The organism is Brevibacterium sp. Lmc1 (assembly GCF_057654315.1).
The window spans coordinates 3,630,316-3,644,094 of sequence record NZ_CM172803.1; the positions used below are offsets into that span (position 1 = coordinate 3,630,316).

The window sequence follows — 13,779 nt, forward strand, 5'->3', positions numbered from 1 at the left end:
TCGGTCCTCCTCAGTCAGCGATGTAATCGACGAACACGCGGTAAGCGGTGGCGAACGTCTTGAACGGTGCCTCCTGCGTGATGCGGAACTTCCGGCCCACCAGCAGCGGATCCATTCGGGAGGCGGTGACCTCGACGACGTCGCCGACGTTGATCCGGTACGCGCCGACCGGCAGGTGGACGGACATGCGCTGGACCGTGAGAGCGGTCTCGGCGGTGTTCTTCTCCTGCTCGTAGCCCTCGTAGGACTGCAGCTTGCACTTGCCGGTGTAAACGTCGGCATACACCGGGACCACCTTCCCGGTCTCCCGGTCAGTGGTCTCTCCGGTCACGCGGCGGAGGAGGCACTGATCTTGCATCAGAGCCTCGGCGCGGCGGCGACCCCGCAGAGTGACTGCGCGTGCCCGGGCGCTCACAGCGAGTTCACCACGGCCACAGACCCACCGAACCGCTTCCGCAACGCCTTGCGGGTGCGTTCAGGCAGATCCATCGGAGTGACCTGCTCGATGCCCTCACCGGACGTCGCGTAGGACTCTCGATAGTCGTCGACACCGATCGAGGACATGCGACCGTTCTGCAGATCCCAGCCTCCCTCCCGGGAAGCGATGAGACCCGCGATCACCATGGATGCACAGAGCGTCTGGATGTCCTTCGGCGTGACGTCGAAGCCATGGAAGTAGGTGATCCGCAGAGTGGGAAGAGCAGCGCCGCATGCCCAGCCTTGCGCTCGGTACACGCCATTGCTCGCCACTCGGTAGGTGTTCGGGTCGATCAGTTCACCATCAGCACGGATCTCGTCGACTCGACGAATCGGGGCACCAGGCAGGTTGAGCAACCGCTCGTTGAGCCCGAGCACCTCGATAGTTGACGTCTCGGCGAGTATGCCCGTGCCGGCGGCAGAGGTTATGGCTGACGATGCCGATTCGATGAGCTCATTGACCGTTGCGGTCTCGGAGTCCTCGAAAGTCTCGCCGTAGAGCGCGAGCGCCGTGGGTTGGATCAGCATCGTCAGTCACCCCCTCATTCGTCGAACAGTGCGCGGATCTCGTCGCGCTTGAGCCCGTCGAGCTGTTCCTCTGCGAACCCCTGGGCGAGCGCGTAGGCCTCCCATTCGCCGCGGGACGCGTTGCCGGACGGGACGGCAGGCGTCTCAGTGGAAGACTCGTCCGAATCGTCGTCGGAATCTTCCACCTGTTCTTCGGACTGTTCGCCCTGGTCAGCCCGGTCCGAGTTGGTCTCGTGGAAGGAATCGTCCGAGTTAGCCTCAGAATCTTCCACCTCGGAGCCCGACTGGGCCTCCTGCTCCTCGGAGTCGACTTTGCCCTTCTTGGACTTCTTCTTGCCCTTGGCCTCGACTGCCACGACGTGGCCGCCGCCGATCAGCCCGGAGGCGACCGACGGGGCCACGTCGAAGACGAGACCGTTGGGTCCCTTCACGAGAGTCATGAGTGAACCTCCCGATCAGGCTGCCGTGTAGACAGCGATGGCCTTCGGGCGAACAACCTTTGCGCCGTAGACGTGGAGGCCACGCAGACGGTCAGCGAACTTGTTCTCGGCGCGCATCGCCTCGGTCTTCTGGATCTGCGACACGAACGCCAGAGACGAACGGTGCATGGCCACGACCTGCGGGGCGTCAGTCTCAGGCAGGTTCTCCGAGCCGTACCCGTCGAGTCGCAGGATCTTGCCGAGAGAGGCGTTGCGCAGGCCCTCGGTAGTCCCGGACTGATCAGCGTTGGTCATCTTCGAGTCATGCTCGAAGAGCAGCGCCTCGAACTCAGCGTTCGCGACGAAGACACGGTTCTCCTTCGGCACGGCAGCCTTGTTGAGGGCCTTGACCAGGTCGCGCAGAACATTCCACGCGGTCTTCGCATCCGTCGCCGGAGCGCCGGGAGTCACCGCGGTGCCATTGGTAACGGCGAGCGCGGCGAGGAACTTGTCAGCATCTTCAACGAGTCCGTCGGCGGCCGACTTGGTGTACTCGTTGAGGTTGCCGGCGGCCTGGGCGCGGTCGATGTCGTCGACGTAGAAGTCGAAGTTCTTCTCCTGGTCGACGTCGAGCTCGATGCCGGTGTCCGAGATTGCATCAGCACTGGTGGTGCGGTTCGCAGCCTTGTAGTCCTTGATCGCGATCGGCACCGGGCTGGTGATGTGGAGCTTGTTCCCCGAACTAAGATCGCCCTCGTACTCACGGTTGGTGAGTCCTGCCCACACCGCGGTGTGGCGGAACTCGGTGAGCATCTTGGCCGACCAGATCTCCGGGATGAAATTGGTAATCGCCATGGCGATCGTCCCTTCTGGTTAGGTGACTTCCCTGGTGGGAGTCATGAGGTTTCGATCCGGCCCTCGTTGTAGGCCTTGGTAATCTCGTCCGGAGACATACCCTTGAGATCGTCTTTCGTGAGCTTCTTTTTCCGCGGCTGTTTGCCACGCCCGGAGTCGAAACTCGCGTTGCCGCCTTGCGCGGCTAGTTCGGGGTTCTCTTCCAGCAGGTCGGAAATGGCCTCCTGGATTTGCTCGGTGTCGACGTCCCCGTTCTCGTCAACATCGAAATCTGTAAGGTCGAGCAGGCGGAGAGCGAGCGCCGGGTTTCGGAGCTTGCCGGCAGCCGCGGACTTCACCTCGGAACGGATCACGCGGGCATTGGCTGCGGTCATCGCCTCGGCGCGGGCTTCGGCGCGGGCCTGCTCGAGTTCGTTCTCCTCGGGCGTCTTGTCTTTCGCCGCCAACTGCCGTTTGAGTTCGGCGATCTCGGCCTCGCGTTCCTTCGCGAGCTTCTTCGCCTCGTTCCGAGCAGTCTTCATACGGTCGAGGGCCTGCTTGCCCTTGTCGCCGAGCGAATCGCTACCGTCCTCGTCGTCATCCTCGCCGTCGTGATCGTTGATCGAGTCGTCCTCAGTCGAGGTGTCATCGTCAAGGTTGGTTTCCTCGTCGTCACTGTTCTCGGTGAGTTTCGGATCGTCAGCGGGTTTGAGCGTTGACATGGGTGTTCTCCTCCTGCATTGCGCATGGTGGGGTGCCGCCACGCTTGCCGTGGAGGCGGGGAATCTGTGGGTCAGAGACGGTTCTGGGCGTCGAACTCTCGCCGCTCAGCTGCGGTCATCGTGTACCGGCTGCGCGGGTCACGGACACCAGTACGGCGAGCACTCTTCACCGCTTCTCTCGCTCCAACACGGCGACCGCCACGACCGAACTGTCCGTATCCTTCTCGGTCCCCGAAGATCGCACCGGCATTGACCTGCCCGTATTCGGTGAGGTAGCCGTACTCGGTGAGCATCTGAGCGAACCTGTCTTTATTGCCGTCCGCTCGGCGCATGATCTCCCCGACAGAGAGACGTCGACGCCCAGAACGCCCAGCCTGAGACCCGGTGCGATAGAAGCCTCGTTTGCCGGCACCCTCGCTGGTGAACCGACCCGACTCGGTCATGCCACGGCGGGAGTTCACGACCTGGTAGATGTCGGCACCGTTGCGGATCGCCTCGGCACCGGCCTTTGTGTAGATCCGGTCCTGCTCGGACTCGGAGAGGGCGTTGAAGTGCTGGTATGGGTCTGTGGCAGTCTGAGGAGCGACCATAGACGTTACCGGGAAATGCTGGCACAAGCAGTTCGGGTGGCGTTTGAAGCCTTCGTTCCATCGGTAGAAACGGCCGGCGAGGACCGTGCAGCGAGCGCAACACCCGGCGGACACGACTCGCGTGTATCCGACGTTCTGTTGGGCCGTGCCGATCCGTACTTGGGCGGAGGCCCGAGAAGCATCGGCGACGGCGTACTGAATCAAGCGGGAGAGCTCGAGCATTCCACCGTCCATGACTTCCCGCACTGAGTAGCCGCGGCCAATGTGATCGAGGGCGTGGTAGGCGACACCGGCGAGCGCCGCATCGAGAGTCGCTCCGGTGGCGGGCATTGTGCCGACGATCGTGCTGGGTTTCAGTCGCGCGTCGAGCCCGTCGATGTTCTGGTCGTTGAACGCGTAGTCGAGATAGTCCTCGTTGCTGATGATCGTCTCGCTCTGAGCGATCATGACTGCGCCGACGACTCCTATGGAGAGCGCCTGCCATGAGCTCACGATGGATCCGGGATTGACTCGTTTCCATGCGGTTCCGGCCCGGGCGAAGGCGGCAGACGTCAGTTCCTCAGTGGTCCGCTTGTGGCGGTCCGCCTCCTTCATGACGCCGGCGATGCTCATTGGTCAATTTCGGCCGTGTCGGGAATGCTGAACACTCCGGGGTTTCCGGTCGTGGCCAAGCTATTGATGACGCCGAGCGGATCCTGTTCCTGCTCTTCCTTGATCATCTTCATCACACGGTCGATCTCGTGAGGAGGCAGACCGTCCTGTTCGAGGATGTACTTCATGGGGTAGCCGAGCTGCTTCTTTTTGAGCAGAGCATCGGCGCGCTGCGCGTCCGATCGGTATTGCGGGTCGGCCCACATCGGGGTGCCGGCGGCGATCGCGTCGGCTTCCTTCTCCGAACGGTCCATGGCCAGCGCGGTGAGGTAGTTGATGGTGCGTACGTCTTGATTGACGAAGAGGATCGACTGGCGGGCCCTAGACACGAGACCGGCCTCAGAGATCGTCAGCGCCTCGGCGGCGGTGTTGACCATCTTCCCGGACAGGTAGTGCGGCGGAGTGCGGGTCTGCGCGGCGATATGCTCGACGGCCTGCTGGGTGACCTCGAGGAAGGGGCCGATCTGCGCGGCCGACCACTCATGGGGCGTCGCGTCGGGGCCGGGCACCCAGAGAACCTTCTCGCCGGTGAGGCTGTCGAGGTCCACTGGTCGATGTCCGACAATCTGCCCGTCTTCGCCCAGGATCGGGACCTCAGGGACGTCGGCGCCGGTGATGATCCGCTGAGGCAGGGACACCATGTCGAGAGCGTTGAGGAGGTACGCCCAGGTGAGATTGATTGCATCCTGCATTGCCATGACACCCGAGATCTCTGAAATCGGCTGATCAGGGCGGAGGAACGACCGGTTCTTCATCTCCACGATCGGGACCTGGCCGAGCGGGTTACGCGCCGGCCAAGTGTCGTCGGTGTTGTAGTGGCGAGGTTCCCACCCGGTGCCGAGATCGACAGGGCGGCCCATACGTGCCTCGCGGTCTTCCGATGTGCTGCGCTGGAATTTCCACACCTCGTCAGCCGTGTAGAGGGTGGCGTACTCCCACTTGTCGTCCGCCCACATGATCAGAGCTGCACGTCGTTCCCCGGTGGCCGGGTCCTCGTCGACAATGGTCTGTTCGGGGTGCTCGAAGGTGATGCGGGGCCGATCGACACGGTCCGTGGGTGACACGAGCGCGAAAGCGCGTGCGGCCGCCGAACGGACAGCGAGCGCCTCCTGGATGCCCGCGTCTGCGCCAGTGGCTTCCCAGGCGCGTGCCAATCCGGTGTCTGCGCCCAGCTTCTCGGCCGGACGGAGACCGAGATAGACCATGCGCTCACCAACGGCCTCCACGACCGGGGCACACCAGTTGTCGGTGAAGCCCTTGTAGCGCTGCTGGAAGCTCTCCTTGAACTTGTCCGAGGCGAAGCGGAGACGGCCGGTCTCTCCGGTGAGGTAGTTCATGCGCTTCGTGATGTCGCCGCGGCGCAGCTGCAACGCCTGCGAGAGCTGGTCTGTCACCTGCTCTGCTTTCTCAACGGAGAGAGTTGGCATGTCACCTCCATTTCGTCGATGTGCCGGTGTAGATCGTGGACTTCTTCGTGTTCTTCGCACCCGACTTCACCGCGTCGAGCGTGGCCTGGTGGGCTAGGACCGAAGACATGGTGAGGTCGATCTTCTGATCCTCGGATGCCTTCTTGATGTAGTACTTCCCGAACCCGCCGACAGCGGACTCGACAGCGTTACGGACATGGATGGACACGGTCTGGTCGCCGTCGTGGGAGAACTCCGACTCCGGGTCGGTGACGGTCATCTTGAACGCTTCCAGCGCCTCCCACATCTGGCCGAGACGGTTCGTCGCGAACTCGACGATCACGTCGCCGTACTTCGCCGACCACTCAGCGAGCTCCGTGCGGTAACCGAACGGGTCGAAGTAGGCGCGAACGACCTCGTATTCAGAGAGGATGTCGGCGAGCGCCGCATCGACCTCGAGGCGAGGAATGCGGCCGTCCCACTGGCGCGGGTCCCAGATCGTGGCGCGGTTGCCGTTGTGGTATCTCGGCGTGAACTGGTGGAAGTCGAGTGTCTCGGCGCGGAAACCGGTCCAGTCGTTCGTTTCCGAACCGTCGAATCCGAGACAGATCTTCGTGCGCGGCTTTACCTCGACGCGAGGTTCGGCTGCGCGGAGGTCCCACACGGTCTGCTTGATCCAGTGCGCGGAGCCGGCGACGATGCGGTTGCCGTAGAAGCGTTCCGCCTCGGCGGGGTGTTCCCGCATGAGGTCCTTCGCGGTTCTCTCGATGCTGCGAAGGTCCACCCAGGGGGAGAACTGGTAGTTGTAGCGGAAGATCTGCATCCGCTCATCCGGTTTCTCGAAGTCGAGATGCTTCGGCGGCGGAAAGTGGTGGACGTAGACGTCGTCGAGGCCGGACTCCATCGTGTCTTTCTGCAGCCACGAGCTCTCGGCAGGGTCCGGTGGGTTCGACGACTCGACCATCCGGCCGCCCATGCCGCCGAGACCACGGATCAGGGTGCGGTTGAACTTCCGCATCTTGTTCGAGTCCGTGTACAGGCCCGTCTCATCTGGGAATGCTGCAGAGATTCGCGCACCGAGCTTCGAATCGGCCTTCGAAGTGACGATCTCGATTTTTGAGTCGCGGTTGCCATTCGGGTGGCGGATGAACTCCTCACCGGTCTTCGGGATGATGTTGGCCAGAGGCCCGAAGTCGATCATCGGGACGAGGGCGCCCCACGTGTTTTCCACCTGATCTTCGACGACGGCGGCGAGCTGGATGCGGGGAGTCGCCCTGGGTCGGCCCATCGGCTCACCGGGCATAAAGTCGTACTCCCACCCGCAAGGACACCCGTGCTCGGCGCACCGGTACGTCTCACCGCCGGTAGCGAACCCGTCGAACTGAGACGGACCCACGAACTCGATCAGCGCGTGCCCGGCGATTCCAGGCGATTTTCCAACCTTCTGCGCAGCCACCCAGGCTGAACGCTGGTAGTGGAACGCTGAGGCGCGCTCACCGCGCTGCGCGTCTGGGCGGACGATGTAGTGGTTGGCGAGGAAGATCTTGTGATCGATCGTCGGCTCGAACATCTCACCGGACATGTCCCCATCCGGGACCACGGCGTGATTGGCGAGCCAGTCGGCGAGGAAGTACCCCATCGTCTTGATGGGGTGAGGGATCGAGTAGTTCGGGCGCGGGACCTTCCGATCAGCCTGCACCGTCGTCACCCGCAGACGGGAAGAGATCCGCGATCTGCTGAGCGGTCGACTTGCGCGGCTTCGCCTCGGCGGCCGGCGCCGACTCCTCGGACTTCTTCTGCAGCTCTTCCGTGGAGGCGTATCGCCACTTGTGACGGGCCATGCCGGAGAGGTTCACGCCGAGGTCTTCGGCCATGATGCGCATCTGCGTGAGCCGCGAAGCCGGGACGTCGAAGTTCTCCGTCTCGATCGACACGAGCAGACGCACGTAGATCGCGAGCGTCACCTGCTGGTGCTGAGACTCCCAGACGATGGACTGACCCATCTTCCAGAACTGTCGCCACAACTCGCGCTCACGCTCAGTGAGACCAGGCTTGAGCGGCCAGTTCGGAGTCCGCCGGCGGTCAACACGCTCGGGCAGCTTGATCCACCCGTCCTCGTTTCGACGCTGACGGTACGAATTCAAGTCGGCCGGCGGGCCGCTACGTGCGCGTGCACCTCCTGATGCCATGGTCGATACCTCACTTCCGGCACCCTTGCGGCACCATCACGACGAGGCATTGCGCCCCGCGAAGTCCAAGAATTGCACCCGCCTTGACCTGGGGTTTCGGGATTTTTTGAACCCGTCGCCGGTTATTTAACCCTCCCCGGCGGTACCGGGGATTGAGGGTCGAGGGGGTCACCCCCCGTGGTCTATACCGACAGGACCCACTTGCCTAGTTGAGTTGCCGGAACCCTCCGGGCTGGTGGGCTGCTGTCTCCGCTGAGTGGCACGGCTTGCACAGGCCCCGCCCGAAGCTCGGGTCGTTCGCGTTGAGTCCAAGGTCCTCGAGCTCACGGCGTGAGCGAGGATAGTGATCGGCTTCGGTGGATGGTCGACGATGACACAGGATGCAGATCGGGTCTCGTGCGAGGACTGCCTCACGGAAGGTGCGCTTATGCCGGCGACCATAGCCTCGGGCTGTGGGCGAGCCACGCAACCGCTCGGCCTCACGGGCACAGTCGTCGCACAGCCTCACGCCCTTGGGCACGAGGTTCGGGCAGCCCTTGCCGTTGCACACCTTCTTCATCGACTGCCTCCGAACATGACAGAAGGCCTGACCGGATGAACCGTGTCAGACCTTCATCGCCACCTCTGGTGACTCTACGAGAATTGTATGGGACAGATGGCTGAAAGTCTATGCCCGCAAGGATCGTGCCTTGCGGCGTGTCGTTCGAGTCAGAACTGCACGAACATCACCGAGGCGATACAGCTTCGTGCCTCGTTGATCCTGACCAACAGCATTGAGCATCACGCGATCATGAACATCACGACGACTCGTCCACTTGCGTGCTTGCTCATAGCTGATCTGCTCACCAGCTGCACGCAGTGTGTCGACCACACGAGACAGCGGTGCTTCGTATGCCTCGATGCGCCTGAGTCCTTCACGCCTGCGAGCACGCACATCCACCTGGGCCTTGCACCTCGGGCACACCGTCACGTCCTCACCCATCACCGGCCACAGCTCCACACCACAGCCGGCACTCGGGCATGAGCCGGCGAACACACGCTCGGGTGGAATGTCTATCTGCTCCAATGCCTTGAGACACTGCTCGAGCAGACGATCATGCCAAGCCTCAGCCTGCGCATGCTTGACCACCCAGTCACGCAACGGATCCAGGCTGGCCACGAGCTGAGGCACAGTCAGCATCCGATGCACTGGCCGCTCCTGCTCTGACACCCAAGCAGCGAGCATCGACCTGAGCACCTCGGTGATCCGATCAGCCACCTCGGCGGCACCAATGCGGAACACCATCGGCACAGCATCCGACGACCGACGCTCACCCTGCGGTGTGGTGGCATCCTGCCTCAGCTTCGTCACCTCCAACTGCTGCACGATCGGAGCACACATGCGCACCAGGTCCGGCAGTGAGGCAGACCGAACATCACGGGCATCCCACATCGTCAACGTCCTCTCAGTTCTTTCTCGATACGACCACTCACCCAATCGCGGGGCCGCCACACATCCACGTCCTCACCCACGAGCAACAGGCTGGACAACCACACCTTCTGCTCCGACGAGGTCACACCCTTCTCAGACTTGAGCTCACGCCAGATCACACGCTTCTGCTTCGGATGTACCAACACCAGATCTGGGAAGCCAGACGTCGATCTCCTCGAGTCAAAGGTGTGATAGCTGAGCCAACCCATCCTCTTGGCCAGCTCGAGGATCTGATCCTGCAGCTGGGTCTCCGACATCGCCTTAGCTTGGAGAGCCCGATAATCCTGCACCTTCACCGCTTCCTCCTCTTCCGCTTCTTCTGAGCAGGAGAGTTCACAAGGGCAACAGGTGGCGCCGACCGTCCAGACCCAGCCCTGCCAGTACCGTCACGTACCGAACCCTTACCGTCCCGACCCGACCCGGCATATCCAGATCCTGGATGCACACGACCTGCTGGAACCTGCTGGAACCTGCTTGGTGGCTCTGCGGGGTCACACTCCGACTGGCTGGTGTCGGGCGGTCCCTTCGGTCCAGAGCCGGTGTCTGCGGGGTCTGACTCCGCCTGGGTGGCGGATAGTCCCTCGGACCAGACTGTGTTCACCGCGGGGTCATCACACGACGAGTTGCCGTGCGGTCCCTCGGGCCGGTGAACGTCTCCCGCGGGGTCACGCTCCGCCTGGGTGGCGGGCTGTCCCTCGGACCGGGATGCAGGTGTCTCAGGTGTCCTCTGTGCTGCGGTGCCGGCGTCACGGCCGGGCGGTACACGCCCGGCTCTCACGTCGGCTTCGGCAGTGTCGGGGAGGACGATGTCGTGGGTGATCACGTACTCGTGGGTGCGCAACCACTCCAACGTCTTCGGTTTGAAGTAGGGCTTCTTCGGCGGGGGCATCATCTGCTTCTCACGATGAGCCCGCGGCGCATCGAGCAGGGCCGCGTTGCATCTGCCGCAGGCGACCACCATGTCTTTTGGTGACTGCACCTGCCTGTCCAGATGGTCGTACGTTCCTGCTTTCTGGCCGCGTCGGTCGCCTTGGAAGTTGACGACGAGGCCGCAGTAGCGGCACGCGTCACCGTCGCGGAGGCGCACGGGGATCGTGAGTGCAGGGTTCGAGTTGTCGAGCTTGCGTTGGCGTTCCCATTCGATCTCCTCTCTCGTTCGCATGTGGATGAAGGTGTCGTCCTCGATGAGCTTGTAGGCGCGTCGGCCTTCCCCGTCAGCCACCTCGGTGAGGTAGCCGGCGGCAATAGCGACACTGATCAGCTCGGCGGCCCGTGAGTGGCCTGCCATCTGCACGGCGGTGCCGTGGCTGATGACGTAGTCGGTGAGGTGGGCGGTGGACTGCAAGGCGCAGCGGAGGACGAACCCGAATGCCTCGTTGACCAGCCGGTCGTCGACCCTCTTGTCTTCGAGGACGCTGAGGACGACGGGGTGGTTAGCGGCGGTGTCGCCAGTCCTGAGCCAAGGCATCCGGGTTATCTCCTGTGGTGGTGTTGATCAGTGGGTGGGTTCGAGGTGGCACGTGCAGCCACATGAGGCGAGCGCGTCGGTGGTGTCGTCCCAGGCTTGGCCGTCGCACTTGCGGCAGTTGCCGTCGCGGCAGTCTGGGCTGCGTGGGGTCGCACTCATGCTTCCTCCTCGATCCGGTAGGCGCGGACAGTAAGCCACGATTCGGCGCACACGTAGCTCGCATCCGTTGTGAGCAAATGCTTTCGCCATTCGTCTGCCGCGTCCCTCAGTGCATCCGCTTTGATCTTCGCTACGAACCGGTCGAACGCTTCTCCGCTGATCGGCCGCGGCTCGCCTAGGCGCTCCCTCGGGAATGTCACAGCGTCTCGCACGACCTCCACTGTCGGCACGTAGTCACTCATCGTCGGCCCGGTGTGTCCGCCTTGCGCGTACCGAGTCATACGTCCTCCCCGAGTAGTGTGGTGATCGCGGCGCGGGTTTCATCCATCCATGCCTGCTTGAACTCAACGTCGCAGTCGCCTGTCGGTCCGCCGCCGAGTTCTTTGTTGGTCGGCCATTCGTCGAATGGTGTCATCATGTTCATGAGCCGCAGCGCCAGCCTCTCGACTGCCTCGTCGGTGCGGAGTTGATCGCGCTGCCACTTCGCGCCGTCTACGAATTCGCCCGTCTCCGGTCCCGTGGCGGCGTTTCCTCGATTGGCGGATTCCGCGAACGCTTCGTCTTCCCAGTTCATTGCTTCTCCCACTTCCCGACGATGCGGGTCTTTCGTGGCTGCTTGGCTTCCCACTCACGGAATGCGGGATCGTCCATCCACACACCTTGCAGGTGGTCGGGCAGTGCGCCTATATCGACGTGCGTCTCCACGGCCAGCTCGAACTCGTCGATGATTGCCTGGGCCTGGTGGCGTTGGGCTAGAAGCCCAGCGTGGTCTCTGGACGATGTGGTTTCGACTGTCCCGCATGAGCATTCGCACCACGCCCCAGCCGCCGTTCCGCCTCTTGGATGGGACAGTTTGTGCTTGCGTAGCACGCCCATGATCCGGCTCCTGAGTTCGTCGCTCATTGCGGTGGTCCTTTCACATAGGTTTCGTCGACCCAGACTCGGCCGCAGCAGTGGCAGTGCCAGCCGACCGTTTCAGGGGACAGGTCTTCATTGATGAAGATCGGGTCCTTGTGTTCGTGGTGGCATCGGAACGACACAAGACGGGGTTCTGCTTCGCACAGGACCTTCTCCGTGATCGCCTCGTGTGGGCATTCCTCGTGCCCGAATTGCATCACGATTGTTCGAGCTCTCTGCTGATGTCGTCTCGCAGGCTTCGTGCTCTTCTGCTCTTGGAGTCGAGTGCTTCATGGAAGCGAATCATGTTCTCGATCCGCTTCTGCCGAGCCAGCTCGGTGAGCGCTTCCGCCTCGGTCATCGTCAGAGTCCCTTCGGAACGATCTTGCGGGCATGGATACCGTCAGTGGAGGGGCCGGGGTCGCCGTCGTACCCGGCCACGTAGTGCTGGTGGTTCGATCCGTCCATCTGTCGCCAGCACACCTTGTCGCCGTACTTGATGTCCTCAACACGGATCGGCTCGACGAGGTCAGCACCCGCCCGAGCAGCTAGCGCGGCGGCAAAACCGCTTCGCAACGCCTCGGAGAGCTCATGGGCGGCTAGCTTGGCCTCGAGCTCGAGCACCCGGCGCCGGTATACACGGCGAAGACGAATGACCATGGCCACCGAAACGGCTGAGACGAGGATCGTGAAGAGTGAGATTGCGAGGCTGTAGCTCATTTGCGGGTCCTCCAAACCATGAGGCGGTCCCACACGCTGGCGGGGATGATGTTGTGGTTGATGATCCACACCCAGATATGTGCGGGGAGGATCAGCAGCTTGTCGAGGAGTGAGAGCATCACTGGAACCCCTTCACGAGCTCCTGGCCAACACCAGTAAGGTCGGCAAACCAACGGGAGCGGGTCTTCTGACGGTCATCGGCGAGGGCTGCTTGTTCGTTGCTGTCGGTGATAGCGGGTGAGGCGATGAGGCCGTAGAACAGGCCGTCGGCAGTGACCCGCCACAGACTGTCGGTGATGGAGTCGACTTCGAAGTCGGTGCCCCATTTCTTCGCCGATGTGACGAACAGTTCCAGGCACTCAGCCGGCGCAGCGTAGGTGCGGGTGGCGCGTGGGTTCTGGGCGGCCATGGATTCGAGGATCTTCGCGGTACGTGCGAGGTTCTGCGTCGGCTCCTGGACGGGGAGAGTGAGGGACTTGCCTTCAAAGAGCCCAGTGCGGTCGGTGGCGCGGATGCGGATCTTGTCCGGGCCAGTACCGGTGACAGTGAGTTCGACTTCGGGGTCCCAGGCTTCCTTCGGCGTGAGACCGGCGAACCCCATCAGCTGCTTGGCCATGACCGGGGTGAGGATGATCGAGTCCGCGACCACGTCACCGGTGACTCGGGCACCGTCACGGGCCGGGGTCTTCGCGACGATCGATGTGCGCCCCGATGAGGCGAGGAGGAGCACGTTGTCGTAGGTGAAGACGAGACCGACATGGTGATTGCCGGACTCGTCGTCCTTCGCGACGTGTGGGAGGACGGCGGCGAGCGCCGAGGTGAGGTGGATGGGGTTGATGCGTGCGCCGAGGTCGCGGGTGATGCGGCGGGTCTCTCTGGCTTCTTTGCCGTCCATGAAGTTCTTGACGACGGCGAGGTGGTCGTCAGCGTCGTGTTTCGCGTTCACTGGGTCTCCTCCTCGGTGAGCTCGTAGCCGAGGGGGATATGGAAGGTTCGGGTCCGGGTTAGGACACCGCCTTCGGGCTTCTTGACCTTGTCTCCGTTGATGTCGTAGACGATGTGGTCGAATTCGACGATGAGGGCGTCGTTGCCTGCGTCGACGACTCGGAGCGACCCGGCGACGACGTTGCTGGGGTCTACTCGGCTCTTCGTGATGAGTTGGAAGATCGTGAGCATCGTCTCGTGGTCGGTCTTCTGGATGGTGTTTGTTGCAGTGGCCATGGTCAGTTCGTCTCCTTCTTGCGCGTG

General features: G+C 62.8%; 19 protein-coding genes. All 19 read right to left on the reverse strand.

Features of this window, described 5'->3' with window-relative positions:
* Positions 1–10: 10 nt before the first annotated feature.
* Positions 11–415, reverse strand: coding sequence for a DUF6093 family protein (locus AC239G_RS16255; RefSeq protein WP_487489285.1), 405 nt, complete (start codon positions 413–415; stop codon positions 11–13).
* Complete coding sequence (locus AC239G_RS16260; RefSeq protein WP_487489286.1) at positions 412–1,005, reverse strand: hypothetical protein; 594 nt, start codon at positions 1,003–1,005, stop codon at positions 412–414. Before AC239G_RS16260 ends, AC239G_RS16255 begins: the two co-directional genes overlap by 4 nt.
* Before the next feature lie 14 nt (positions 1,006–1,019).
* Positions 1,020–1,445: a hypothetical protein gene (locus AC239G_RS16265; protein ID WP_487489287.1), complete on the reverse strand. Its 426-nt coding sequence runs from the start codon at positions 1,443–1,445 to the stop codon at positions 1,020–1,022.
* 15 nt (positions 1,446–1,460) lie between these two features.
* Positions 1,461–2,279, reverse strand: a complete 819-nt coding sequence (locus tag AC239G_RS16270; protein WP_458311653.1) for a phage major capsid protein — start codon at positions 2,277–2,279, stop codon at positions 1,461–1,463.
* A gap of 41 nt (positions 2,280–2,320) precedes the next feature.
* Entirely contained in the window at positions 2,321–2,980 is a 660-nt protein-coding gene (locus tag AC239G_RS16275; RefSeq protein ID WP_487489288.1) for a phage scaffolding protein, read from the reverse strand.
* Positions 2,981–3,051: 71 nt separating this feature from the next.
* Positions 3,052–4,182: a hypothetical protein gene (locus tag AC239G_RS16280; RefSeq protein ID WP_487489289.1), complete on the reverse strand. Its 1,131-nt coding sequence runs from the start codon at positions 4,180–4,182 to the stop codon at positions 3,052–3,054.
* Positions 4,179–5,648 (reverse strand): phage portal protein, encoded by a 1,470-nt coding sequence (locus tag AC239G_RS16285; protein ID WP_487489290.1) that lies wholly within the window; start codon positions 5,646–5,648, stop codon positions 4,179–4,181. Before AC239G_RS16285 ends, AC239G_RS16280 begins: the two co-directional genes overlap by 4 nt.
* Before the next feature lies 1 nt (position 5,649).
* A complete protein-coding gene (locus AC239G_RS16290; protein WP_487489291.1) occupies positions 5,650–7,335 on the reverse strand; it encodes a hypothetical protein in 1,686 nt (561 codons plus the stop codon).
* Positions 7,316–7,630 (reverse strand): hypothetical protein, encoded by a 315-nt coding sequence (locus AC239G_RS16295; RefSeq protein WP_487489292.1) that lies wholly within the window; start codon positions 7,628–7,630, stop codon positions 7,316–7,318. The genes AC239G_RS16290 and AC239G_RS16295 overlap by 20 nt, the downstream gene beginning before the upstream one ends.
* Positions 7,631–8,483: 853 nt before the next feature.
* Positions 8,484–9,248, reverse strand: a complete 765-nt coding sequence (locus tag AC239G_RS16300; protein ID WP_487489293.1) for a hypothetical protein — start codon at positions 9,246–9,248, stop codon at positions 8,484–8,486.
* A 2-nt stretch (positions 9,249–9,250) separates the two neighbouring features.
* Positions 9,251–9,583, reverse strand: a complete 333-nt coding sequence (locus AC239G_RS16305; RefSeq protein ID WP_487489294.1) for a VRR-NUC domain-containing protein — start codon at positions 9,581–9,583, stop codon at positions 9,251–9,253.
* Entirely contained in the window at positions 9,580–10,755 is a 1,176-nt protein-coding gene (locus tag AC239G_RS16310) for a hypothetical protein (protein ID WP_487489295.1), read from the reverse strand. The genes AC239G_RS16305 and AC239G_RS16310 overlap by 4 nt, the downstream gene beginning before the upstream one ends.
* 27 nt (positions 10,756–10,782) lie before the next feature.
* Positions 10,783–10,914 carry a hypothetical protein gene (locus AC239G_RS16315; RefSeq protein ID WP_487489296.1) on the reverse strand — a complete coding sequence of 44 codons (132 nt, stop codon included), beginning with the start codon at positions 10,912–10,914 and terminating at the stop codon, positions 10,783–10,785.
* 277 nt (positions 10,915–11,191) lie between these two features.
* Positions 11,192–11,488, reverse strand: a complete 297-nt coding sequence (locus AC239G_RS16320) for a hypothetical protein (protein WP_487489297.1) — start codon at positions 11,486–11,488, stop codon at positions 11,192–11,194.
* The gene (locus AC239G_RS16325; protein ID WP_487489298.1) at positions 11,485–11,817 is read right to left on the reverse strand and encodes a hypothetical protein; all 333 of its coding nucleotides are present in this window, start codon (positions 11,815–11,817) and stop codon (positions 11,485–11,487) included. Before AC239G_RS16325 ends, AC239G_RS16320 begins: the two co-directional genes overlap by 4 nt.
* Positions 11,818–12,174: 357 nt before the next feature.
* Positions 12,175–12,531 (reverse strand): hypothetical protein, encoded by a 357-nt coding sequence (locus tag AC239G_RS16330; protein ID WP_487489299.1) that lies wholly within the window; start codon positions 12,529–12,531, stop codon positions 12,175–12,177.
* Positions 12,528–12,653: a hypothetical protein gene (locus tag AC239G_RS16335; protein WP_487489300.1), complete on the reverse strand. Its 126-nt coding sequence runs from the start codon at positions 12,651–12,653 to the stop codon at positions 12,528–12,530. Before AC239G_RS16335 ends, AC239G_RS16330 begins: the two co-directional genes overlap by 4 nt.
* Positions 12,650–13,477, reverse strand: coding sequence for a hypothetical protein (locus AC239G_RS16340; RefSeq protein WP_487489301.1), 828 nt, complete (start codon positions 13,475–13,477; stop codon positions 12,650–12,652). Before AC239G_RS16340 ends, AC239G_RS16335 begins: the two co-directional genes overlap by 4 nt.
* Entirely contained in the window at positions 13,474–13,752 is a 279-nt protein-coding gene (locus tag AC239G_RS16345; protein WP_487489302.1) for a hypothetical protein, read from the reverse strand. Before AC239G_RS16345 ends, AC239G_RS16340 begins: the two co-directional genes overlap by 4 nt.
* Positions 13,753–13,779 lie beyond the last annotated feature (27 nt).